The organism is Nocardia caishijiensis NBRC 108228, assembly GCF_001612825.1.
Lineage (GTDB): Bacteria > Actinomycetota > Actinomycetes > Mycobacteriales > Mycobacteriaceae > Nocardia > Nocardia caishijiensis.
Genome location: NZ_BDBE01000033.1, coordinates 89,780 through 110,605, shown reverse-complemented (window position 1 = coordinate 110,605; position 20,826 = coordinate 89,780). Strand labels below are relative to the sequence as shown.

The 20,826-nt window shown below is 67.3% G+C and carries 23 protein-coding genes and 2 tRNA genes; 12 read left to right on the top strand and 13 right to left on the bottom strand.

Going from position 1 to position 20,826, the window contains the following annotated elements:
• Positions 1–10 precede the first annotated feature (10 nt).
• Together NC7_RS17740 and NC7_RS17735 are read right to left on the bottom strand one after the other, a co-directional pair.
• Positions 11–775, bottom strand: coding sequence for an ABC transporter permease (locus NC7_RS17740; RefSeq protein ID WP_067984498.1), 765 nt, complete (start codon positions 773–775; stop codon positions 11–13).
• Positions 772–1,713, bottom strand: a complete 942-nt coding sequence (locus tag NC7_RS17735) for an ABC transporter ATP-binding protein (protein ID WP_067984496.1) — start codon at positions 1,711–1,713, stop codon at positions 772–774. Before NC7_RS17735 ends, NC7_RS17740 begins: the two co-directional genes overlap by 4 nt.
• Positions 1,714–1,832: 119 nt before the next feature.
• On the opposite strand from NC7_RS17735, the gene NC7_RS17730 reads away from it, so the two are divergent.
• Positions 1,833–2,564 (top strand): TetR/AcrR family transcriptional regulator, encoded by a 732-nt coding sequence (locus NC7_RS17730; RefSeq protein ID WP_067984493.1) that lies wholly within the window; start codon positions 1,833–1,835, stop codon positions 2,562–2,564.
• Here the strand turns inward: NC7_RS17730 and bcp are convergent, their stop codons facing one another.
• Entirely contained in the window at positions 2,565–3,038 is a 474-nt protein-coding gene (bcp, locus tag NC7_RS17725; protein WP_067984716.1) for a thioredoxin-dependent thiol peroxidase, read from the bottom strand. It abuts the gene before it with no gap.
• A 72-nt stretch (positions 3,039–3,110) separates the two neighbouring features.
• On the opposite strand from bcp, the gene NC7_RS17720 reads away from it, so the two are divergent.
• Positions 3,111–3,344, top strand: a complete 234-nt coding sequence (locus NC7_RS17720) for a DUF3618 domain-containing protein (protein ID WP_084458565.1) — start codon at positions 3,111–3,113, stop codon at positions 3,342–3,344.
• A 227-nt stretch (positions 3,345–3,571) separates the two neighbouring features.
• On the opposite strand, the gene NC7_RS17715 is transcribed toward NC7_RS17720, so the two are convergent.
• A complete protein-coding gene (locus NC7_RS17715; protein WP_067984491.1) occupies positions 3,572–3,871 on the bottom strand; it encodes an excalibur calcium-binding domain-containing protein in 300 nt (99 codons plus the stop codon).
• Positions 3,872–3,988: 117 nt separating this feature from the next.
• Positions 3,989–4,960 (bottom strand): pirin family protein, encoded by a 972-nt coding sequence (locus NC7_RS17710; RefSeq protein WP_067984489.1) that lies wholly within the window; start codon positions 4,958–4,960, stop codon positions 3,989–3,991.
• 69 nt (positions 4,961–5,029) lie between these two features.
• Here NC7_RS17710 and NC7_RS17705 point away from each other — a divergent pair, with 69 nt between their 5' ends.
• Positions 5,030–5,479, top strand: a complete 450-nt coding sequence (locus NC7_RS17705; protein ID WP_067984487.1) for a MarR family winged helix-turn-helix transcriptional regulator — start codon at positions 5,030–5,032, stop codon at positions 5,477–5,479.
• Here NC7_RS17705 and NC7_RS17700 read toward each other — a convergent pair whose 3' ends face one another.
• Entirely contained in the window at positions 5,480–7,141 is a 1,662-nt protein-coding gene (locus tag NC7_RS17700; protein ID WP_067984485.1) for a helicase HerA-like domain-containing protein, read from the bottom strand.
• Positions 7,142–7,313: 172 nt separating this feature from the next.
• Here NC7_RS17700 and orn point away from each other — a divergent pair, with 172 nt between their 5' ends.
• The 3 genes from orn to NC7_RS17685 all read left to right on the top strand — a co-directional run bounded on the left by orn (position 7,314) and on the right by NC7_RS17685 (position 8,576).
• Positions 7,314–7,952, top strand: a complete 639-nt coding sequence (gene orn / locus NC7_RS17695; protein ID WP_067984483.1) for an oligoribonuclease — start codon at positions 7,314–7,316, stop codon at positions 7,950–7,952.
• 54 nt (positions 7,953–8,006) lie between these two features.
• Positions 8,007–8,079: transfer RNA gene (locus NC7_RS17690), tRNA-His, on the top strand.
• Positions 8,080–8,234: 155 nt separating this feature from the next.
• Complete coding sequence (locus NC7_RS17685; protein ID WP_067984480.1) at positions 8,235–8,576, top strand: hypothetical protein; 342 nt, start codon at positions 8,235–8,237, stop codon at positions 8,574–8,576.
• Positions 8,577–8,633: 57 nt separating this feature from the next.
• Here NC7_RS17685 and NC7_RS17680 read toward each other — a convergent pair whose 3' ends face one another.
• A complete protein-coding gene (locus NC7_RS17680; protein ID WP_067984478.1) occupies positions 8,634–9,842 on the bottom strand; it encodes a L,D-transpeptidase in 1,209 nt (402 codons plus the stop codon).
• A 232-nt stretch (positions 9,843–10,074) separates the two neighbouring features.
• On the opposite strand from NC7_RS17680, the gene NC7_RS17675 reads away from it, so the two are divergent.
• The 3 genes from NC7_RS17675 to NC7_RS17665 all read left to right on the top strand — a co-directional run bounded on the left by NC7_RS17675 (position 10,075) and on the right by NC7_RS17665 (position 11,757).
• Positions 10,075–10,147: transfer RNA gene (locus NC7_RS17675), tRNA-Lys, on the top strand.
• A 560-nt stretch (positions 10,148–10,707) separates the two neighbouring features.
• Positions 10,708–11,331 (top strand): transglycosylase SLT domain-containing protein, encoded by a 624-nt coding sequence (locus NC7_RS17670; protein ID WP_067984477.1) that lies wholly within the window; start codon positions 10,708–10,710, stop codon positions 11,329–11,331.
• 81 nt (positions 11,332–11,412) lie between these two features.
• A complete protein-coding gene (locus tag NC7_RS17665) occupies positions 11,413–11,757 on the top strand; it encodes a hypothetical protein (RefSeq protein WP_236573559.1) in 345 nt (114 codons plus the stop codon).
• Position 11,758: 1 nt separating this feature from the next.
• Here NC7_RS17665 and NC7_RS17660 read toward each other — a convergent pair whose 3' ends face one another.
• On the bottom strand, positions 11,759–12,379 hold the full coding sequence (locus NC7_RS17660) for a LysE/ArgO family amino acid transporter (RefSeq protein WP_067984473.1): 621 nt from the start codon (positions 12,377–12,379) through the stop codon (positions 11,759–11,761).
• A 71-nt stretch (positions 12,380–12,450) separates the two neighbouring features.
• On the opposite strand from NC7_RS17660, the gene NC7_RS17655 reads away from it, so the two are divergent.
• The gene (locus tag NC7_RS17655; protein WP_067984471.1) at positions 12,451–13,347 is read left to right on the top strand and encodes a LysR family transcriptional regulator ArgP; all 897 of its coding nucleotides are present in this window, start codon (positions 12,451–12,453) and stop codon (positions 13,345–13,347) included.
• 4 nt (positions 13,348–13,351) lie between these two features.
• On the opposite strand, the gene cmrA is transcribed toward NC7_RS17655, so the two are convergent.
• Positions 13,352–14,155 (bottom strand): mycolate reductase, encoded by an 804-nt coding sequence (cmrA, locus tag NC7_RS17650; protein WP_067984469.1) that lies wholly within the window; start codon positions 14,153–14,155, stop codon positions 13,352–13,354.
• 49 nt (positions 14,156–14,204) lie between these two features.
• Here cmrA and NC7_RS17645 point away from each other — a divergent pair, with 49 nt between their 5' ends.
• On the top strand, positions 14,205–15,533 hold the full coding sequence (locus NC7_RS17645; RefSeq protein WP_067984467.1) for a purine-cytosine permease family protein: 1,329 nt from the start codon (positions 14,205–14,207) through the stop codon (positions 15,531–15,533).
• Positions 15,534–15,671: 138 nt separating this feature from the next.
• Positions 15,672–16,838 (top strand): phosphotransferase enzyme family protein, encoded by a 1,167-nt coding sequence (locus NC7_RS17640; protein ID WP_201449908.1) that lies wholly within the window; start codon positions 15,672–15,674, stop codon positions 16,836–16,838.
• Between the two features lie 120 nt (positions 16,839–16,958).
• Here NC7_RS17640 and NC7_RS29190 read toward each other — a convergent pair whose 3' ends face one another.
• The 4 genes from NC7_RS29190 to NC7_RS17625 form a co-directional block, all read right to left on the bottom strand.
• The gene (locus NC7_RS29190) at positions 16,959–17,453 is read right to left on the bottom strand and encodes a hypothetical protein (RefSeq protein WP_157102055.1); all 495 of its coding nucleotides are present in this window, start codon (positions 17,451–17,453) and stop codon (positions 16,959–16,961) included.
• 57 nt (positions 17,454–17,510) lie between these two features.
• Positions 17,511–17,759 carry a hypothetical protein gene (locus NC7_RS17635; protein ID WP_067984463.1) on the bottom strand — a complete coding sequence of 83 codons (249 nt, stop codon included), beginning with the start codon at positions 17,757–17,759 and terminating at the stop codon, positions 17,511–17,513.
• 401 nt (positions 17,760–18,160) lie between these two features.
• Positions 18,161–20,191 carry an NADPH-dependent 2,4-dienoyl-CoA reductase gene (locus NC7_RS17630; protein ID WP_067984461.1) on the bottom strand — a complete coding sequence of 677 codons (2,031 nt, stop codon included), beginning with the start codon at positions 20,189–20,191 and terminating at the stop codon, positions 18,161–18,163.
• A complete protein-coding gene (locus tag NC7_RS17625) occupies positions 20,188–20,742 on the bottom strand; it encodes a PadR family transcriptional regulator (protein ID WP_067984459.1) in 555 nt (184 codons plus the stop codon). The genes NC7_RS17630 and NC7_RS17625 overlap by 4 nt, the downstream gene beginning before the upstream one ends.
• Positions 20,743–20,826: the final 84 nt, after the last annotated feature.

Below are 20,826 nucleotides of genomic sequence, written 5' to 3'. Positions count from 1 at the left end.
CCGTTCCGGGTCAGGAACCGGTGCGGCGCTGGTACATCCACCGCGCGGCGAGGTATCCGGGCGCCGCGATTCCCGCGCACCACAGCACCGCGAGCACGCCGCTGTCCCCGATGGGCGTACCCATCAGCAGCCCGCGCATCGTCTCGATCACCGGCGTCACCGGCTGGTTCTCGGCGAAGGTGTGCAACCAGGTCGGCATGGTCGAGGTGGGTACGAACGCGCTGCTCACGTACGGCAGGAACATGAAGAAGAACGTGAACCCATTGGCCGCCTCCGGGTTCCTGGCCAGCAGCCCGAGCCCCGCCGACAACCACGACAGCGCGAACACGAACATCGCGAGCAGACCCGCGACACCGAGCCAGCGCACCGGATCGGTGGTCGGCCGGAAACCGAGCACCACGGCCACGCCGATCACGATGGCCGAGGTCACCAGGTTGCGCAGCACGCTCTCCACGACATGACCCGTGAGGACCGCCGAGCGGGTGATCGCCATGGCCCGGAACCGGTCGACGATGCCCTCGGCCAGATCCGTCGACAGCGCCACCGCCGTGGTCGAGGCACCGAAACCCGCGCACAGCAGGATGATCCCGGGCACCACGTAGTCGATGTAGGCGCCGTCCACGCGCATCGCGCCACCGAAGACGTAGACGAACATCAGCAGGATCATGACCGGCAGGGCGATCGTCATGATCATGGTGTCGGGGCTGCGCAGGGTGTGGCGGATATTGCGGTCGAGCATGGTGACCGAATCCCGCGCGGCGGTCAGTGCGCTCATGCCGCCACCGCCGTCCGGCCGGTCAGCGCGAAGAACACGTCGTCGAGGTCGGGGGTGTGCACGGTGAGTTGCTCGATGGCGATGTCGAGTGCGGCGAACCGGTCGAGCAGCTGTTTGATCTCGACGGCGCTGCCGGTCGAGGACACCTGCATGCTCAGCTGTTCGGGGTCGACCTGTGCGCCCGGCACCGCCCGCGCGGCCGCTGTGAGCAGCGCGTGGTCGGCGAAACGGAACCGCAGGTGGCCGCCGGGAACCAGCCGCTTGAGCTCGTCGGGGGTGCCGTCGGCGACGATGCGGCCACCGTCGAGCACGGCGATGCGGTCGGCGAGCTGATCGGCCTCCTCCAGGTACTGGGTGGTGAGGAAGACGGTGGTTCCGTCGGCGGCCAGTTCGCGGATGGCGGTCCACAGGTCGCGTCGGCTGCGTGGGTCGAGGCCGGTGGTCGGCTCGTCGAGGAAGACCAGGCGTGGGCGGCCCATCAGGCTCATCGCCAGGTCGAGTCGGCGGCGCATGCCGCCGGAATAGGTGTCGGCCGGTTTGACGGCGGCGTCGACGAGATCGAACCGGTCGAGCAACGCCGCACTGCGGTGGGCGATGTCGGACTTGTCCAGGTGCAGCAGTTTGCCGGTGAGGCGCAGGTTCTCCCGGCCGGTGAGAACTCCGTCGACGGCCGCGAACTGGCCGGTGACGCCGATCAGCGCGCGCACGTCGTCGGCCTCGGTGACCGGGTCGTGGCCGAGGACACGCAATTCGCCCCGGTCCGGTCGGGTCAGGGTGGCGAGGATGCGGACCAGCGTCGTCTTACCCGCGCCGTTGGGGCCGAGCAGGGCGAAGACGGTGCCCGCCCGGACCTCGAGGTCGAGGTCGTCGAGGACGACGTGTGCGCCGAATGACTTGTGGAGCTGCCGCACCGACAGTGCGGGTGGTTCGGGTGCCATGGGGTTCTCTCCGCTCGGGCAAAACTGTTTATGGTCTATATTGTTTATAAGGTAAACAGTTCTCGGGCGCAAGGGGGTGGCGGGCTACAGTCGTGACGAGCGAAGGAGGCGAGGAGTCGATGACGACCGGCGAAGCGGCGTTGCCCAGGGCGGTGGAACTGATGTGGGGACTGGCCCCGCCCGCCGGTCGCGGCCCGAAACGGACGCTCACCATCGAGCAGATCGTCGACGCGGCCGTCGACGTGGCCGACACCGAGGGTCTCGCCGCGCTGTCGATGAGCAGGGTGGCCAAGCAACTCGGCTTCACCGCCATGTCGCTGTACCGCTACGTCGACAGCAAGGACACCCTGCTCGACCTGCTGACCGACCGTGTGGTTGGCTCACCGCCCGACATCCCCGCCACGACCCCCTGGCGCGCGGGCCTGGAACAGTGGGCCGTCGCCGAGTTCGACCGGGTCGGCAGGCATCCGTGGTGGATCGACATCCCCCTCGCACGGCCGCCGATGGGCCCGAACAACATGGCCTGGCTCGAGGTGGCGCTCGGCACGCTCGCCGGAACCGGTGTGCCGGAGCCGGTGAAGCTGCAATTGGTGATGAACCTGTCGGTCTACGTCATCGGCAAACGCCGGATGCTGCGCGATCTGCAGACCGAACAGGGCGCCGATTTCGCCCCGGTGATGGCGCGGGTGCTCGACCCCGCGCGGTTCCCGGCGGTGACGACGGCCATGTCGGGCGCGGCCTTCGACGGCGACGAGGGCGTCGACTTCGACTGGGCCCGAGCTGATTTCGAATTCGGTTTGGCGCGGATGCTCGACGGTTACGAGGTGTTCATCCGCACCTTCGCCGACTGACTACACCGACAGGTCGCGGCGCAGTTTCGCCACGTGGCCGGTGGCGCGCACGTTGTACTGGGCCACCTCGATCGTGCCGTCGGCATCGACGAGGAAGGTCGAACGGATGACGCCGGTGACGGTCTTGCCGTACATCTTCTTCTCGCCGAACGCACCCCACTGCTGTAGCACGGCGCGGTCCGGATCGGACAGCAGCGGGAAGGTGAGGCCCTCGGCGTCGCGGAACTTGGCCAACTTGGCGGGTTTGTCCGGGGAGATGCCGAGGACTGCGATCCCCGCCTCGTTCAGTTCGGCGAGGTTGTCGCGGAAATCGCAGGCCTGCTTGGTGCAGCCGGGGGTCGAGGCGGCCGGGTAGAAGTAGACGATCACCTTGCGGCCTCGGTAGTCCGACAGCGACACGTCCTTGCCGTCGGCGTCGGGCAGCGTGAAATCGGGTGCGGTGTCTCCAGGGGAGAGGCGATGGTTGTCGGTCACCTCCGCACGGTAACCGACCGGGTCCGCCGACGGCATGGATAGACTCGGGCGAGCACAGACACATACCTGGAGGTGACGGTGGCCAAGGACGACACCGACCGGATCGAACGCGAGATCGAGATCGCGCGCGCCCGGTTGGCGACCACACTCGACGAACTGGCGGTGCGCGCCGATCCGCAGCGGATCGCCGACGACACCAAGGCGATCGTGGTCGCCAAGTTCAACGAGCCCAAGGTCAAATACACGCTGATCGGCGCGGGTGCCCTCGTGGCGGGCCTGGTCCTGGTCAAACTCTTCCGCCGCTGACAAACGGCCCGGAACACAGAAACACCCGATGCGGCACCAGCCACATCGGGTGTTCTGTATTCAACGCACCCACCCCGACCCGACCTCGAGGAGGGTCCGCCGCGAAGCGGCGGTTGGCGGCCGTCCCGTCGATCAGGCGCCGTTGCGTAGGCGACGAAGGAGCAAGCAACGGTGCCTGATCGACGGGACCTCAGGGCCGCCAACTCGAGCGCGCCAGCGCTCCAAAACTACTGCGTGGGGCAAGCGAGGCCGTCACCGTCGGGGTCGAGGTGGGGGGAGTAGCCCGCCTCGCCGCGGAAGAGCGGGGCGCGACCGGCGGCCATCGCCTCCTCGCAGCTGCGGAACGCGCCGCCCGCCGAACCGGACTGGACCAGGTTGGCCGAGCCGGTGGCGCCGAGCAGGGAGTCGAAGCTGGACGAGCCGGTGCCCGCGGAACCCGTCACCAACGGGTTGGCCTGAGCGGCGGGGGCGCCGAGCAGGCCGAGGCCTACGGCGGCGAGGCTGACAGTGAGCCGACGAACGTTCATGAATTCCTCTATGTCTGCTGCGGTTCGGATGTTGGCCCGGACACACGCGTCGGGCGGCCAAGTCAACCTTCATGACGGGGCCCCCGCTTGTCAACCGCACCGCGCGTGCCTCCCGCGTTACTCGCCGAGCCTGCGTCCGGTGAGGTGTTCGGCGGGCACGGTACCCATCCGTCCGGCCTGGAAGTCCTCGATGGCCTCGATGATCTCGGCGCGGGTGTTCATCACGAACGGTCCGTACTGGATCACGGGCTCGCGCAACGGTTTTCCACCGAGCAGCAGTACTTCGAGGTCGCCGAAATCCTGGTCGGTGTCGGCCGTGAGCGTGATGGCCTCACCGTGGCCGAACATCACGAGTTGGCCGGTGTGGATCGGCCTGCGGTCGGTGCCCGCCGTGCCACGGCCCGACAGCACGTACGCCATGGCCGTGAATTCCTGCGGCCACGGGGTTTCCAGCTGCGCGCCGGGGCTGATCGAGGCGTGCGCGTAGGCGATCGGGGTGTAGGTGGAGCCCGGTCCGGCGAAGCCGCCGACCTCGCCCGCGATGAGCCGCACCAGGGCGCCGCCGTCGTGCGAGCTCACCAGGGTGAGTTCGCTGCCGCGCAGGTCCTGGTAGCGCGGGGCCGCGAACTTCTGGGCGCGGGGCAGGTTCACCCACAGTTGGATGCCGTGGAACCGGCCGCCCGAGATGACGAGTTTCTCCTCGGGCAGTTCGTCGTGCAGCATGCCCGAGCCCGCTGTCATCCACTGGGTGTCGCCCTCGCCGATCACGCCGCCGCCACCCTGGGAGTCGTGGTGGACCATGATGCCGTCGAGCATGTAGGTGACGGTCTCGAAGCCGCGATGCGGGTGCCACGGCGCGCCCTTGGCCTCGTACGGCTCGTAGGCGACGGGGCCCATCTGGTCGAGCAGGATGAACGGGTCGGCCGCACGCAGGTCGACGCTCGGGAAGGGGCGCGTCACCTCGAAGCCCGCGCCCTCGCGCCGGCGCTGGGCGGTGACGATCTGACGTACCGGTCGCTGGGTTTCGGTGACGTCCGGGCGGGGGAGCCGGGGTAGCACCATGAGGTCGTCGACAGTGATCGCGGGCATGGGAAGCGCCTCCTGGAAGGGAACCTATTTGGTTTCCATGTCAACCAATCGGGTTCTAGGATCATTCCCGTGACCCGATGGTTGTCCGAACAGGAACAGCAGACCTGGCAGGCCTTCATCCGGATGCGACAGCGCCTGGACGCGGCGCTGTCGGCCGGGCTGGCCGAGCACGGGCTGTCGATGGCCGACTACGAGCTGATGGTTCCGCTGTCGGCCGCGCCGCAGGGCTGTCTGCGGGCCAGGGACCTGGCCGCCGAGGTGTGCTGGGACAAGTCGCGGCTGTCCAAGCAGCTCGCGCGGATGGCGGCGCGGGGGCTGATCGAGCGCGCCCCGGCCGCCGACGACGCGCGTGGCATCGTCGTCACGCTGGCCGACCACGGGCGCGAGGTGTTGCGCGCCGCCGCGCCCGAACACGTCGAGCTGGTGCGAAAGCTGTTCGTGGACAACATGACCCGCCAGGAAGCCGCGGCATTGCGGTCACTCGCGGACAAGGTCGCCTCGGCGGTCGAGCAGCGCTGACTACCGGCGTCGCCGGGTGCCGAACAGGCTGCGGCTGATCTCGCGCCCCGCCGCACTGGCCGCCGAGCGCAGGAAGCTCTTCACGGCCGGGTTCTTCATGATCCGTTCGGCCGCCGAATCCGCGTCCGGTCCGGCGGGCGGCGGGGCTGTTTCCGGTGTGGGTGCGGCAGCCACGCTGGCCAGCAGCATCTCGTAGGCCGATTCGCGGTCGATGCTCTGCCCGTACTTGCCCTGCAACGAGCTCGACCGGGCGGCGGAGCGGATGGCGTCGTCACCGATGGTGTCCATCAGCGACCGCGGCGGCACGATCCTGGTCCAGGCGACCGGGGTCGGGGCACCCCGCTCCGACAACACTGTGACGATCGCCTCACCGGTACCGAGGCTGGTGAGCGCCTCCTCGAGGTCGTAGACCTCCGACTTCGGATACGTGCGAACCGTTTTCGCCAACGCCTTCTGATCGTCGGGGGTGAAGGCGCGCAGCGCGTGCTGGACGCGGGCGCCGAGCTGCGACAGCACCGCGTTCGGGATGTCGGTGGGCAGTTGGGTGCAGAAGAACACACCGACGCCCTTGGAGCGGATCAGCTTCACGGTCTGCTCGATCTGCTGGAGAAATGCCTTGGAGGCGTCGGCGAAGAGCAGATGGGCCTCGTCGAAGACGAAGACGAGCTCGGGTTTGTCGACGTCACCCACTTCGGGCAGCGTCTGGAACAGCTCGGCGAGCACCCACATCAGGAACGTGGAGAACAGCGCGGGCCGCGCCGCCTGCTGACCCAGTTCGACCAGCGTGATGACGCCCTGGCCGTCGACGACCCGGGCCAGGTCGGCGGGATCGAGTTCGGGCTCGCCGAAGAACGTGTCGCCGCCGTCGGCCTCGAGGTTCACCAGCGAACGCAGGATCACCCCGGCGGTCTGGCTGGACACCCCGCCGATGCCCTTGAGGTCTTCCTTGCCCTCAGGGCTGGTCAAGTGGGTGATGACCGCGCGCAGATCCTTCAGATCGAGCAGCGCGAGGCCCCGCTGATCGGCCCAGTGGAAGATCAGCCCGAGGGTCGATTCCTGGGTGTCGTTGAGGCCGAGGACCTTGCTGAGCAGGATCGGGCCGAAGGAGGTGATCGTGGCGCGGATCGGCACGCCGATGCCCTCGGTGCCGAGCGAGACGAAGTCGGTGGGGAAACCGCTCGGTGCCCAGTCGCTCGCGCCGGTCTCGGCGGCGCGAGCGCGGATCTTGTCGTTGTCGGCGCCGGGATCGCGCAGCCCCGACAGGTCGCCCTTCACATCGGCCAGCACCACGGGAACGCCCGCCCGCGAGAGCTGTTCGGCGATGCCCTGCAGGGTTTTCGTCTTGCCCGTGCCGGTCGCTCCCGCGACGAGCCCGTGCCGATTCATCATCCGCAACGGAATACGCACGCGCGCAGCGGGATCGGTGGTTCCGTCGACGACAACGGTGCCCAGCTCCAGAGCCTGACCCTCGAAGGTGTAGCCGGCCGCGATCTGTGCGGCGGCCCCCGACCCGGCCGAGCCCTCGGGTGACGTTGCCGCCGAAGCCGATTGCGCCGCCTCCCGCTCGGCGGCCTCCGCCGCGGCGGCTGCCTCGGCGGCCACACGCGCCGCCTCTTCGGCTGCCAGGCGAGCCGCTGCCGCCTTCTCCTGAGGGGTGGTCATCGCGTCCTCCGTCTCGATCGCAAGAACATGAACGGACAATCTCAGGCAAACTGTATCCGTGCCGGTCACCCCTGTGGTGGCCTTCGGCGGGTGTCGTCGGCAAACACCTTCGCCGCGCCCGCGCGACACACCTGTCGGCGGGGCGCGCCGATACCCCATTAGGGTGGCTCGGGTGAGCGACAAGCTACTGGTCTGGATGGATTGCGAGATGACGGGGCTCCGTCTCGACAGCGACAAGCTGATCGAGATCGCCGCGCTCGTGACCGACAGCGACCTGAACATTCTCGGTGACGGTGTCGACATCGTCATCCACGCCGACGACGCCGCCCTGGCCTGCATGCCACCCGTCGTCGCCGACATGCACGCGAAATCCGGCCTCACCGAGGAGGTCCGGCGCTCGACGGTCACCCTCGAGCAGGCCCAGCAGCAGGTGCTCGACTACGTGCGCCAGTACGCGCCCGCCGCGCGCACCGTGCCGCTGTGCGGCAACTCCATCGCCACCGACCGGGGTTTCATCGCGCGCGACATGCCCGAGCTGGACGCGTACCTGCACTACCGGATGGTCGACGTGAGCTCGATCAAGGAACTGTGCCGCCGCTGGTACCCGCGTATCTACTTCGGTCAGCCGGAGAAAGGGCTCGCGCACCGCGCGCTGGCCGACATCAAGGAGTCCATCCGCGAGCTGGAGTACTACCGGCGCACCGCGTTCGTGGCGCCGCCCGGCCCGTCGTCGGCGGATATCGCGGACATCGCGGCAGCCGTCACCGAGGCCGTCGACGTCACCGGAACGGGCCCCCGACCAGCGGATTAGGGCATCCGGGCCGGTACAAGCTAGTATTTACCGCGCCGGTGCAAGCCGGTGATGGTGACCGTAGTTCAGTTGGTAGAGCACCAGGTTGTGATCCTGGCTGTCGCGGGTTCGAGTCCCGTCGGTCACCCCGAAGAGAAGGCCCTGATCCTCAGGATCGGGGCCTTCTTCGTGCCGGGGGTCGGCTTCCGCTTCATGACGCAGGTCACGTTTGAGCCGCTACACTCTGGACGGCTGCCCAAATGTGGGCGTCGCCATACCCTCGTTCGACCGGAAAGACCCTTGATGAAGCGTTCCACCGTCGTCGTGGCCCTCGCGGCCGCCACCGTGCTCGGCCCCGTCGCAGGCACCTCGGCGGCGCAGTCCCCCGGCCTGCCCCTCACCGACTTCACGGCCACCCCCTCGGGCGGCATGGAACTGCCGGGGCCGCCCGAGACCGGATCGGCGCAGAGCGGATCGACCACCGGCCTCGAGACCACCGGCTCCTCCGGTACCGGCTCGGCCGGGCTGCCCAACCTCGACCGCCTCCTGTTCGGCGGACGCATCCTGTGCGGCGCCCTCGGCAGCGCCATGGCCGTGGCCGGTGAGGCGATGATGGACTGCGCCGATCTGCCCACCCCGATCTGACCAGAGGCACGAAAAAAGGCCGCCGGAAGTATCCGGCGGCCTTTCATCTTCGTGAGGTCAGGAGACGTCGGCGTTGCCGGCCTTCCACTCCGCCCACGGCACGTTCCAGTCACCGAGGCCGTCGACACCCGACAGCGTGCCGCCGACCGTGTTCTTGATGATCGTGATGTCACCGCGCTTGGCGTTCTCGAACACCCAGCGGGCATTGGCGGGACTCAGGTTCAGGCACCCGTGGCTGGCATTCGAGTAACCCTGCTGACCGACCGACCACGGCGCCGAGTGGAAGAAGATGCCGCTGTAGGAGATCCGCGTCGCGTAGTCCACCGGCGTGCGGTAGCCGTCGGCGGAGTTCACGGCCACACCGTAGGTGGACGAATCCATGATGATCTTCTCGTGCTTGTCGGCGACGATGTAGATGCCGTTGTCGGTCGGCGTGGAATCCTTGCCCATCGAGGTCGGCATGGTCATGATCACCTCGCCGTTGCGCTCGACGGTCACCTGGTGGGTGTTGTCGTCGGCGGTGAAGATCACCGCGTCACCGATGGTGAAGTGCGAGGTGATGTTGTCCTGGCCGTACAGACCCTTGCCCAGGTCCTTGCCGTAGACATTCACCTCCACGTTCACCCGGGTACCCGGCTTCCAGAAATGCTCTGGGCGCCACCGGACCTCGCGGTTGTTCACCCAGTAGAACGCGCCTTCGACCGGCGGATCGGTGGTGATCTTGATGGCGTCCTGCGCGGCGCGGCGGTCCGGGATGTTCTCGTCGAACTGGATCGCCACCGGCTGACCGATACCGACCACCTCGCCCTCGCCGGGCATCAGGTACGGCTTGGTCTGGTTGTTCGGTGCGCTCGTGGTGAAGCTCAGGGTGGAGGAGTTCGCTCCGCCGAGGCCGATCGCGGCGGCCGAGAGCTGGTAGGTCTTGCCGTAACCGAGCACCTCGGTGGTCGCCCACGACCGTCCGTCCGGCGCCAGCTGACCCGACACCGGGGTGCCCTGCTGGTTGGTCAGCTTCACCTCGGTGAACTTGCCGTCCTGCACCTCGAACTTCAGCGGCATCCCCGGCGAGACGCCGACCTGACCGTCCTTGATCTCGGAGACCAGCTTCGGCTTGATGAGTTCGGTGATCGGGTTGCGGTCGATCGCCACCTCGACCCCGGCGCCCTCGGCCGACGAGCACGCGGAGGCGCCGAGGGCGAACACCGCCAACAGCGCCACCGGAACGATCATCCGCAGTGACCGAGGTTTCCCCCGCTTCTTACCCATGTCCAACCCCGTTTCCATACCGACGCCCCGCCATTCTGCCAGCCCACACGGTCGCCACCAACGTCGAAAGCGGCGCGACACGACCCTTGTGGGCAATCGTTAGATACGTACCGGGGCCCGATCCGTTAACACTGCGAATCGTCCGGCATCGGTGCTGGTCAGGGGCCGATTTCACTTTTGACCCTCGGGCCTGTTAATGTTTCTTCCGCACCGCAGAGCGGGGCAAGGACAAGCGCCATTAGCTCAATTGGCAGAGCAGCTGACTCTTAATCAGCGGGTTCGGGGTTCGAGTCCCTGATGGCGCACAGTAGACCGCATCCCGGCAGTTATCACTGCCGGGATGCGGTCTTTTTGCGGTCTGCCAGCCTGTTACCGATCGTTACCTACGAGGCCTCGCGCGCCCGTTTCTCCGCCGCGAACAGCCAGGAAACCTGATTTGGGCAAATTTTTTCTGTGACCCATACCACGGCCGACGAGGTTCTAAACCCCCTGCATACATAACGATTCTGCAACCGCCCGGGGAAGCGACCAAGATCGGCAGCACCTGCCGTTCAGATTTCGTTCACCTCGCGTTAACCATCCGTGACCATTCTGTCATCAGGTCACAAACAGACCTGCGGTTTGGTTAGCCACCGGGAACCCGGATACCGAACAGCGCGTGGTCTCCCCGCAGCCAGCTGTGGAGCACCGTGCGACGAACGGGACAGCCATCGAGCGTCTCCGTCACCACAGCGTCGCACATTCCCATACCGACAGAAACAACACATCGCCTGACCGGCGTGCGCCGCTGCGCGCGCTGCGCGGTCCACCGCGCCTCCACCGGGGCCTGCGGTCGCCAGACAGAGATGAAGGAACAGAGAAGCACATGATCGTCAAAGACAAGCTCAGCTCCATGATCGGCCACCGCCGCGAGGCGTTCACCGTGGCGGTCGCCGCGGTCGGCCTGGTGGCCGTTGCCGCGTCCTCGGCGGTGTCCTTCGCCGACGACAGTGTTCCGCAGCGTGCCGCCATGGTCGTCGAGCAGGCCGAGGCCATCCCGGCCGTCGGTGCCGCCCCCGCCGTCGAGGCGATTCCGGCCCCGGCTCCCGAGGTGCTGCCCGCCCCGGCCGCGGCTCCCGAGCCTGCCCCCGCCCCTATGCCCGCGCCCGCCCCGGCGGCGCCGGTGTACCCGAACAACCTCGACGGTTGGATCCGTGAGGCCCTCGACATCATGGCCGCCAAGGGCATCCCCGGCAGCTACGAGGGCATCATGCGCAACATCATGCGTGAGTCGACCGGTAACCCCCAGGCCATCAACCTGTGGGACTCCAACGCCGCCGCGGGCATCCCCTCCAAGGGCCTGCTCCAGGTGATCGACCCGACCTTCGCCGCCTACCACGTGGAGGGCACCCCCTTCGACGTGTGGCACCCCGTCGCCAACATCGTCGCGGCCTGCAACTACGCCGCCGACCGCTACGGCTCGATGGACAACGTCAACAGCGCGTACTGATACGCACTGGAGAACACGGCAACGCCCGCGCACCGGTTTGGGGAAGACCGGGGCGCGGGCGTTCGCCGTAGAATGCCTCTTGTGCCAGACAGCGCCGATCAGGCACCCGATCACGCGCATTCCGACGCGGCGACAGCCAGCCGCGTCGCCAAGGCCCGCCGCTTGGCGGCCTACCTCTGGGCGCGCGACATCAGCAGCGCCGAATTGCTCGCCCTGCCCGCGCCGACGCTGCGCAAGCTCGCCCGTGCCGCCGAGACCAATCCGCCGAGCACCGGCGAGACCTGGCGGGTGGTCGCGGACCTGCTCGACCAGAAGGACGCCTGGGCCGTCCGCAACCCCGATCACGCGGCCGCCCGCCGTCCGCATGCCGACGAGAAGCTGTTGTGGGTGAAGCCGCCGGTGACGCCGTGGTCGGCGCGGTCCTGAGTCAGCCGAGGACGAGACCGATGGCGAGTGTGAGCATCACCACCGCGATCAGCGAGTCGAGGATGCGCCAGGCCAGGGGTTTCGCGAACAGCGGGCCGAGTCGGCTCGCGCCGTAACCGAGGCCGAAGAACCACAGCACGCTGGCCAGCATGGCCCCGGCCGCGAGGAACCAGCGCTCCGAAGGCGCCCAGGTGCTGGCGAAGGAGCCGAACAGGACGAGCGTGTCCAGGTAGACGTGCGGGTTGAGCCAGGTGAGCGCGAGACAGGTGAGCACCGAGGCGCCCAGTGCCGCCGAGGCGCCCGAGAGGTCGGCCTGCAGTGCCGACGACCCGAACGCCCGCCGGGCGGCGAACAGGGCGTAGCAGACCAGGAAGGCCGCCCCGGCCCACCGTGCGATGGTCACCACTACCGGAAACGACTCGACGACCGTGCCGAACCCGGCCACCCCGGCCGCGATCAGCACCACATCCGAGAGTGCGCACACCGCGACCACCGGGAGGATGTGTCGGCCGCGCACGCCCTGTCGCAGGACGAACGCGTTCTGCGCGCCGATCGCGACGATGAGCGAGAGCCCGAAACCCAATCCCGAGAGTGCGGCCAGTGCGGCCGACGATGATGTCATGCTCCTGACGCTAGGAACCACGTCGTCTTCAGTCCAGCTGATAATTCTGCAGAACCATTAGAATCTCTGATGTGGACTTCCAGCTCGACCAGTTGCGCGCGCTCGACGCCGTGCTCACCGAAGGCACCTTCGACGCGGCCGCCCGGCGGTTGAACCTCACGCCGTCGGCCGTCAGCCAGCGCATCAAGGCACTGGAGGAGACGGCGGGCCGGATTCTCGTGCAGCGGTCCAAACCGGTGCGGGCCACCGAATCGGGGCTCGCCGTGCTGCGGCTGGCCAGGCAGATGCACGTGCTCGCCGCCGACACCGCGCGCGAACTGGGCGAGCCGGACCGGCCGACCGGACGGCCCGCGCGCATCCCGATCGCGGTGAACGCCGACTCGCTCGAAACCTGGGTGATGCCCGCCGTCTCGCGGATCGCGAGCATCGCCTGCGTCGAACTGCACCGCGAGGACGAGGAACACACCACCCGACTGCTGCGCGACGGCACGGTGATGGCGGCGATCACCGCGACCGCCACTCCGGTGCAGGGCTGCCGCGTGCGACCGCTCGGCGCGATGCGCTATCAAGCGCTCGCCAGGCCGGACTTCGCGCAGTACTGGTTCCCCGACGGCGCGCGCCCCGGCTCCTACGCCCGGGTGCCGATGATCCAGTTCGACCGCAACGACGATCTGCAAGCCCGCCACCTGCGCGACGCCAACGGGCGACCGGCCGATCCGCCGACGCATTTCGTGCCGTCCTCGACCGCGTTCCGCGAGGCGGTTCGGCTCGGCATGGGCTGGGGCATGCTGCCCGATCCGCAGACCGAAACCGACCGAGCCGACGGCACCCTGGTGAACATCAACGGTCGCGCGCGCATCGATGTGCCGCTGTACTGGCAGCAGTGGAAGCTGGATTCGCCCGCCCTGAACGCCGTCGCGGCGGCCATCACCTCGGCCGCCGCGACGGCCCTGCTGCCCGTCGAGTGACGGGTCAGCCGCCGAGCTTCTTGTAGAAGGCACCCGCGATCGGCGCGGTCATCGCGCGCGGACCGTAGTTGCCCGCCACGCTCATGCCCTTGCTGATGAGGCCGGGGACGATGCGCATCTTGTTGCGGGCCAGCGCGTCGATCGACACCTTGGCGGTGTATTCGCTCGACACCCACAGGAAGTCGGGGACCATCTTGTCGACGATCGACTCCTCTTCCGGCGCAGGCGTTTCCGTACGAACCGGGCCGGGCGCGAGCAGGGTGACGTTGACCCCGCTGTCCTTGAGTTCACCGCGCAGCGACTCGGAGAAGGTGTTGGCGAACGCCTTCGACGCCGCGTAGGTGGCGTTGTTCGGGATGGGCATGTTGCCCGCCGCCGAACCGCTGATGAGGATGCCGCCCGCCTTGCGCTCGATCATGCCGGGCAGCACGGCCAGCGTGAGATCGTGGACGGCGGTGGCGTTGAGCTCCATCTGGGCGCGTTCGTAGGCGAAGTCGAGTTCGGCGACGGGGCCGAAGGTGGCGATGCCCGCGTTGTTGCACAGAATCGCGATATCGCGCACCGACAACTCGTCGACCAGACTCGCACGCTGGGTGCGGTCGGCGAGGTCGACGGCGCGGACCTCGGCGGTGATGCCGTGCGCCAGCGTCAACCGCTGCGCCAGTTCGGTCAGGATCTCGCCGCGCCGGGCGACGAGGATCAGCGAATAGCCGCGCCCCGCCAGTTCGGCGGCAAGGGCGGTACCGATACCGGAGGACGCGCCGGTGACGACGGCACGATTGTCAGCAGTGGGGGAGGGCAGGCTCACACGGCGAAGCTTAGGGGATCGCCCGCCCGGCCATAGCATGGCAGTTGCCATGACAACTGACTCCTCGCCCCGCGCCCAGGAGGCGCCGCTGCTGCTCACCACCGAGCCGCCGCGCACATTCGGTTTCGCCGACCAGGCCGCCTTCTGGACCAATCTCGGGGTGAGCCTGATCGGGTTCACCGGGGCCGTCTACGTGCTGCAGCCGCCAGGGTACGACCGGTTGCCGCTGCTCGGGGCGGTGCTGGCGACCGTGGTCGGCACGATCGTCGGCACGTCGATGGTGGCCGCCGCCGGTGCGGTCGGTGCCGGAACCGGTGCGCCCGCGATGGCCAATTTCCGTGGGCTGTTCGGCACCAGACTGTCCGGGCTGCCGACGGTCGCCAACGTGGTGCAGTGCGTCGGCTGGGGTGTCTACGAACTGACGGTTATCGCGGCGGGCATCGCGGCGCTCACCAGCGACCGGGTGCCGCACGCGGTGGCGGTGATCGCGGCCGGGGCGCTGAGTACGGTGATGGCGATCTGGCCGATGCACGTGGTCGGCATCCTGCGGCGGTACGTGACCGTGGCCGTCGGCATCGCCATGCTGTATTTCACCGTGCAGATGCTGCGTCAGCCACTGCCCGACTTGGGGCAGACCTCCTGGTCCGGGTTCTTCCCCGCCGTGGACACCGCACTCGCCGTCGCGGTGTCGTTCGTGCCGTTGGCCGCCGATTACACCCGGCATTCGCGGTCGGTGAAGGTGGCGGGCGGTGCCACCGTGATCGGGTATTCGGTGGCCCAGATCTGGTGCTACCTGCTGGGTATCGTCGCCCTGCTGCACGTGGGTGGCGACCCGAACCAACTGTTCGACTCGTTCCTCGGGATCACCGCGGGCTGGGTGTTCTTCGCGGTGCTCGTGCTGCGCGAGACCGACCAGTCCTTCGCCAACGTGTACTCCACGGCCATGTCGCTGCAGAACCTGCTGCCGAGGGTGGATCGCCGCATCCTGGCCGCCGTCGTCGGCGTGCTCGCCACCGTCTTCGCCCTGAATGTGCGCGATTTCAGTTCTTACGCGAACTTCCTGCTGCTCATCGGCTCGGTGTTCGTTCCCCTCACCGCCGTGCTCGTGGTCGACTACTTCTTCGGGCGCGGCCGAACCGGCTGGGACCTGTCCGACAACTCGCCCGCCCGCCCGATCATGCTGCTGCCCTGGGCGATCGGCTTCGTGGTGTACCAGCTGTGCAATCCCGGCTCGGTGTCGTGGTGGGCCGACCAGTGGATCGGGATCCAGGACGCGCTCGGCGTGCACCCGACCTGGTGGACCTCGGCATCGCTCTTCTCCTTCCTCGCGGCAGGCGCCGCGACCGGTGTCGTCGTGGTCGTCGGTCGGCGACGGTGACTCGGCGGCGCGGCGGGGTGCTCAGGCCACGGCCGTTCCGGCGCGTCGGTGACGCTGTCGGCTACCCGGCGGCCATCCCGCGATGTCGAACCCGTCGGCTCTCCCCGAGGCGCCGGGCGGCCGGACGGAGCCCGAGCGATGGATGAGGAGCGCGTTTTCGGGATGGGCGACGAGCCGCTTGCCGCACCGACATGGCCCGCGCTCACCGAAGCCGAAGCCTCCTCTGCCGTCGCGGCCACGTGGGGCCTGGATGGGACGACGATCGAATGGCGCAGTGCGCGACCGCTTTCCGCGACGGTCGGGGTGCGCACCGGCAGTGAGCGATTCGTCGTCAAACGGTTGCCGAGTGCGCTGCGTGACCCGGTTGCCCTGGCGGAGGAGCACCGGTTCATGGCACATCTACGCGCACGCGGGATTCCGGTGCCGGAGGTGCGCACCGTCACCGGGTCCGCGTCGCAGTCGGCTGCCTCCTGCGACCGGCTCGGGCAGCACCGGTTCGACGTCGTGCCCGTCAGCGCGGGTGACGGCCACGCCGATCATCGTCATGCGTTCGTCTATGAGGTGCATCAGGCGGGAGAAGGGGACGATCGGTATCGCGCGGACTTTTCCTGGACACCGTTCCGCGACGTCGAGGACGCCGCCGGAGCAGGCACGATGCTGGCCCGATTGCATTCGGCGGCAGAGTGTTTCGATGCCCCCGCCCGTCCCGCCCGCCCGTTGCTCGCCAGCATGCACAACGACGTCGTCAGCGCCTTCGAATGGCATACCGCGCGTCGGCCCGCTCTCGCGGCCTTCCTCGCCGACCGCGATTGGCGCACGGAAGTCCCCGATCTCCGCGCCGATCCCACCACCGTCGAACCCTTGTGGACGCATGGTGATTGGCACCCCACCAATCTCCTCTGGCGCGACCACGAGGTGACCTCGGTGATCGATTTCGGTCTGTCCGACCGCACCACCGCCGTCTTCGACCTCGCCACCACCGTGGAACGTACCGCCGTGGACTGGATCTCCCTCCGGGACCGCGGCCCCGCCAACGTTCGCACGGACCAGATCACGGCCCTGTTCGAGGGCTACCAATCCATCCGTCCGCTGAACCACGCGGAAAGCCGACTGCTACCGGATCTGCTCCCCCTGGCACACCTCGGCTACGAACTCTCCGAGATCGACTACTTCCTCACGATCCCCCAGGAACCCCGCAACGCCGAAATCGCCTACCACGACTGGCTTCTGGGTCACCTACGCTGGTACGAAACGCCCGAAGGCCACGACCTCAGAACACTGCTCCACGAACTATGCGTGTGCTGAGAGCTGTGGTTGCGAATTGCGTATTCCAGCTGTCAATGCATTTGAGTCGGCGACCGTCGCATTTCCAGCACACCATCCTACCTGCGCGTCAGTGGGGTCAGTTCTGCGCGGATCCCTCGATCACGAGGATCCCTGTATCTCCAAATACCAGATTGTGTGCTCGCCACCAATACCTTTGGTTACAGCTGATTTTGGGCTCACGATGGAGTCTGGAGTGGCATAGGTGAGTCTCTTGACGATGGGGCCTCGGTCTCTGTCGTCGTAGGCAAAGACAACTTTGCCATCGTGCACGAACACCTGTGTTGTAGATTCGGAGTGGGTGTGCAGCCCGGTCCATTTCGCTCCGTCCGTTCCCAGTGCTCGATTGAGTTCGTCGCTGGTATTGGGGGAGTTGAAGCTGTACATCCGGTCCCATGGACCGATTTGAGCGCCGGATGATGTGATGATATCGCCCAATCGGGCGGTTCCCTTTTCTTCCAAGAGATGCGCGAAAGCCGCAGTCAAGGCAGGACTCCCGTCCTGTACGGTGATTTGTTCACCGTTCGATGAGGAACTGCATCCGGCGACCGAGGTGAAGGCTACCGTGGCTACGAACGCCAACAGCAGGCTGCTCATCCGTTTCCGAGTACGCACCGAAGCTCCTTTGAGGTGTCGACCCACGTCGGGGTTAGGTCATTTGGGAGACGGCTTGTTGTCCGGAATCAATGAGCCGGGCAGTGATTGCTGCTGATCGATCAACGCGGTAGGTGGTTCGTAGCCGAGGGTGGTCCCGCGGGGCCTGGCGAGGTTGCCGTTCTGATCGATCACGGCTCCATCACCATTGTTCCACGCATCAATGATCTTGTTCTGCAATCCCACAGGACCGAGTCCAGGATTCTCCGTGGCAATCCTTCGGCCGAGTTCGTTGTTGTACAGGTCCATCGCTCGTTGGGCCATTTCGTCATCTTCTGTTGATCAGGGTTGACCTGGTATGTGTAAAGAATCATCTCGAGGTCTGCGCCGAGAGGGATAGGAACATCGGCAAAAACCTTGACTATCGCCTCGCCAGCGGAAGTCGCAGCATCGCCAGCCTCCCGCAGTGACTTTTTGATGGCGTCTTCGTGCTGACATTTCCCCTCGACGAGCAGCGCAACCGGAGTTGGTTTCGTTAGGTCGTCCCGGCCGACCCGCGTAAGTATGATTTCGATCGTAAAGGAACCTCGCTCGAGACTTCAGGGTGCCTTACACCGAACCTGTATCGAAAACAACACCCCACCCACCGGATGCGAGTTCGGTGGATGGGGGCGCTGCGAACGGCCGTCCGTCGCGTCGGACGACCGGGTCTAGAGGCGGGCGGCCAGGCGGGTGCCCTGGTCGATGGCTCGTTTGGCGTCGAGTTCGGCGGCCAGTTCGGCGCCGCCGATGAGGTGGAGGTCGATGCCTGCGGCGCGGAGGGGTTCTTCGAGTTCACGCACCGATTCCTGCCCGGCACAAACGATCACGTTGTCCACCTCGATCACTCGCGGCTTCTCACGCTTCTCGCCGAAGCTGATGTGCAGGCCCGCGTCGTCGATGCGCTCGTAGTTCACCCCACCGATCTGCTCGACACCCTTGGCCTTGAGCGCAGCACGGTGGACCCACCCGGACGTCTTGCCGAGATCCTTACCGAACGGTGTCGACTTGCGTTGCAGCAGCACGACATCGCGGGCGGCGGGGGAGGGGTTGGGCTGCTTGAGCTGGCCGGGTACCTGCTCGTTGTCGGAGTCGACGCCCCACTCCTCCTTCCACTCGTCGAGCTTGAGCGTGGGATGCCCGTCGACGGTGAGGTATTCGCTCACGTCGTAACCGATGCCGCCCGCGCCGATCACCGCGACCTTCTTGCCGACCGGCTTCTCCTGCTTCACCAGCTCCGCGTACGACAGGACCATCGGGTGGTCGATGCCGGGGATGTTGGGGATACGGGGGCGCACACCGGTGGCCAGCACGACCGAGTCGTAGCCGCCGTCGATCAGTTCGGTCGCGCTGACACGCTTTTCGAGGTGCAGTCGTACACCGGTGAGCTCGATCTTGCGGCGGAAGTAGCGGATCGACTCGTCGAACTCCTCCTTGCCGGGGATGCGGCGGGCGATGTCGAACTGGCCACCGATCTTGTCGTCGGCCTCGAACAGGTCGACGTGGTGGCCGCGCTCGGCCAGGTTCACCGCTGCCGAGAGTCCGGCGGGGCCCGCGCCGACCACGGCGATGCGCTTGGCGCGGCGGGTGGGCAGCAGGTTGAGGGTGGTCTCGCTGCCCGCGCGCGGGTTCACCAGGCACGACACCTTCTTGTTGCCGAAGGCGTGGTCGAGGCAGGCCTGGTTGCAGGCGATGCAGGTGTTGATCTCGTCGGCGCGGTCGCCGCGCGCCTTGTTCGCCCAGTCGGGGTCGGCGAGCAGGGGACGCGCCAGCGAGATCAGGGCCGCGTCGCCCCGGGTGAGGATCTCCTCGGCGATCTCGGGCATGTTGATCCGGTTCGACGCGCACACCGGGATGGTCACCTTGCGGGCGATCTTGGCGGTGAACTCCACGAACGCCGCACGCGGCACCGAGGTGACGATGGTCGGCACCCGAGCCTCGTGCCAGCCGATGTCGGTGTTGAGGATGTCGACGCCGACGGCCTCCAATTCCTGTGCGAGCGCGACGATCTCGTCGAAGGTCTGACCCTTCTCCACGAGCTCGGCCATCGACAACCGGAACACGATGATGAAATCGGGGCCCACCTCGGCGCGGATGCGGCGGGCGATCTCCACCGGCAGTCGCCGCCGGTTCTCCGGGGTGCCGCCCCACTTGTCGGTGCGCTTGTTCACGCGGGGCGCGAGGAACTGGTTGATGAAGTAGCCCTCACCGCCCATGATCTCGCAGCCGTCGTATCCGGCGAACTTGGCCAGCCCGGCGCACCGGGCGTAGTCGTCGATGGTGCGTTCGATGCCTTTGGCCGACAGCGCGCGCGGCTTGAACGGGTTGATCGCCGACTTGATCGCCGAGGCCGAAACGCTGGTCGGCATATAGGAGTAGCGGCCCGCGTGCAGGATCTGGATGGCGATCTTGCCGCCTTCGTCGTGCACCGCCTTGGTGATGCGCCGGTGCCGGTAGGCCTCGGTCCTGGTGGTGAGCTTGCCACCGAACGGGAGGAGCCAGCCGGTGCGGTTGGGTGCGTAGCCGCCGGTGATGATGAGCCCGACACCGCCGCGGGCGCGCTCGGCGAAGTAGGCGGCGAGCTTGTTGGTGTCCCAGGCGCGGTCTTCCAGACCGGTGTGCATGGAGCCCATGACCACCCGGTTGCGCAGGGTGGTGTGGCCGAGGTCGAGGGGCTCGAACAGATGGGGATAGGCAGTCATGGGCGATGGTCACCTTTTCGCGGTCGCAGGGCCTGCAGTACTTCGTCGCACCATTCGACGTAACCGGTCTCCGCGCGGATGCCCGCGCGCAGCACCAGGTACTGGTGCAGAGCGGTGCCGGAGAGCTGGTCCGGCACCGGAAAGAATTTCTTCTCGCTGAGCTGGTACTCCTCGAGGCGTCGCGCGTGTTCGGCGCGATGACGGGCCACCTCGGCGCGGACGGCGTCGATATCGCCGTGCGCGGCGCCACGCACCTTGACGCCGAGTTCGTCGCGGGTGGGTGTCGACTCGACGGGCTCGGCGATCCAGCGGGCCAGTTCGTCGGCTCCGGCGGGCGCGACCGCGTACACCTTCTTGTCGGGTTTGCCCTGCTGGGCGACCGATTCAACGGTGACCCAGCCCGCTTCCTCCATCCGCTTGAGCACGCGGTAGATCTGCTGGTGGGTGGCACTCCAGAAGTAGCCGATCGACTTGTCGAATCGGCGGGCCAGTTCATAGCCGGAGCCTGCTCGCTCGCTCAGCGAGACCAGGAGCGCGTGCTCGAGTGCCATGCGACGAGGATATGCGCAACCAGCGGTCCTATGCAACCAGGTTCATATCCATTGACGGCGTGGCGGATCGTCGATGCCCTGCCG

Coding starts and splice junctions, on each gene's coding strand:
- NC7_RS17685 (WP_067984480.1), top strand. CDS start 8,235: ATGAAGCGTTCCACCGTCGTCGTGGCCCTCGCGGCCGCCACCGTGCTC.
- NC7_RS17710 (WP_067984489.1), bottom strand. CDS start 4,960: ATGCCCGCGATCACTGTCGACGACCTCATGGTGCTACCCCGGCTCCCC.
- NC7_RS17735 (WP_067984496.1), bottom strand. CDS start 1,713: ATGGCACCCGAACCACCCGCACTGTCGGTGCGGCAGCTCCACAAGTCA.
- NC7_RS17730 (WP_067984493.1), top strand. CDS start 1,833: ATGACGACCGGCGAAGCGGCGTTGCCCAGGGCGGTGGAACTGATGTGG.
- NC7_RS17740 (WP_067984498.1), bottom strand. CDS start 775: ATGAGCGCACTGACCGCCGCGCGGGATTCGGTCACCATGCTCGACCGC.
- NC7_RS17660 (WP_067984473.1), bottom strand. CDS start 12,379: ATGACATCATCGTCGGCCGCACTGGCCGCACTCTCGGGATTGGGTTTC.
- NC7_RS17670 (WP_067984477.1), top strand. CDS start 10,708: ATGATCGTCAAAGACAAGCTCAGCTCCATGATCGGCCACCGCCGCGAG.
- NC7_RS17630 (WP_067984461.1), bottom strand. CDS start 20,191: ATGACTGCCTATCCCCATCTGTTCGAGCCCCTCGACCTCGGCCACACC.
- NC7_RS17700 (WP_067984485.1), bottom strand. CDS start 7,141: ATGACCACCCCTCAGGAGAAGGCGGCAGCGGCTCGCCTGGCAGCCGAA.
- NC7_RS17715 (WP_067984491.1), bottom strand. CDS start 3,871: ATGAACGTTCGTCGGCTCACTGTCAGCCTCGCCGCCGTAGGCCTCGGC.
- NC7_RS17640 (WP_201449908.1), top strand. CDS start 15,672: ATGGATGAGGAGCGCGTTTTCGGGATGGGCGACGAGCCGCTTGCCGCA.
- NC7_RS17625 (WP_067984459.1), bottom strand. CDS start 20,742: ATGGCACTCGAGCACGCGCTCCTGGTCTCGCTGAGCGAGCGAGCAGGC.
- NC7_RS17680 (WP_067984478.1), bottom strand. CDS start 9,842: ATGGGTAAGAAGCGGGGGAAACCTCGGTCACTGCGGATGATCGTTCCG.
- NC7_RS17645 (WP_067984467.1), top strand. CDS start 14,205: ATGACAACTGACTCCTCGCCCCGCGCCCAGGAGGCGCCGCTGCTGCTC.
- NC7_RS29190 (WP_157102055.1), bottom strand. CDS start 17,453: ATGAGCAGCCTGCTGTTGGCGTTCGTAGCCACGGTAGCCTTCACCTCG.
- NC7_RS17635 (WP_067984463.1), bottom strand. CDS start 17,759: ATGGACCTGTACAACAACGAACTCGGCCGAAGGATTGCCACGGAGAAT.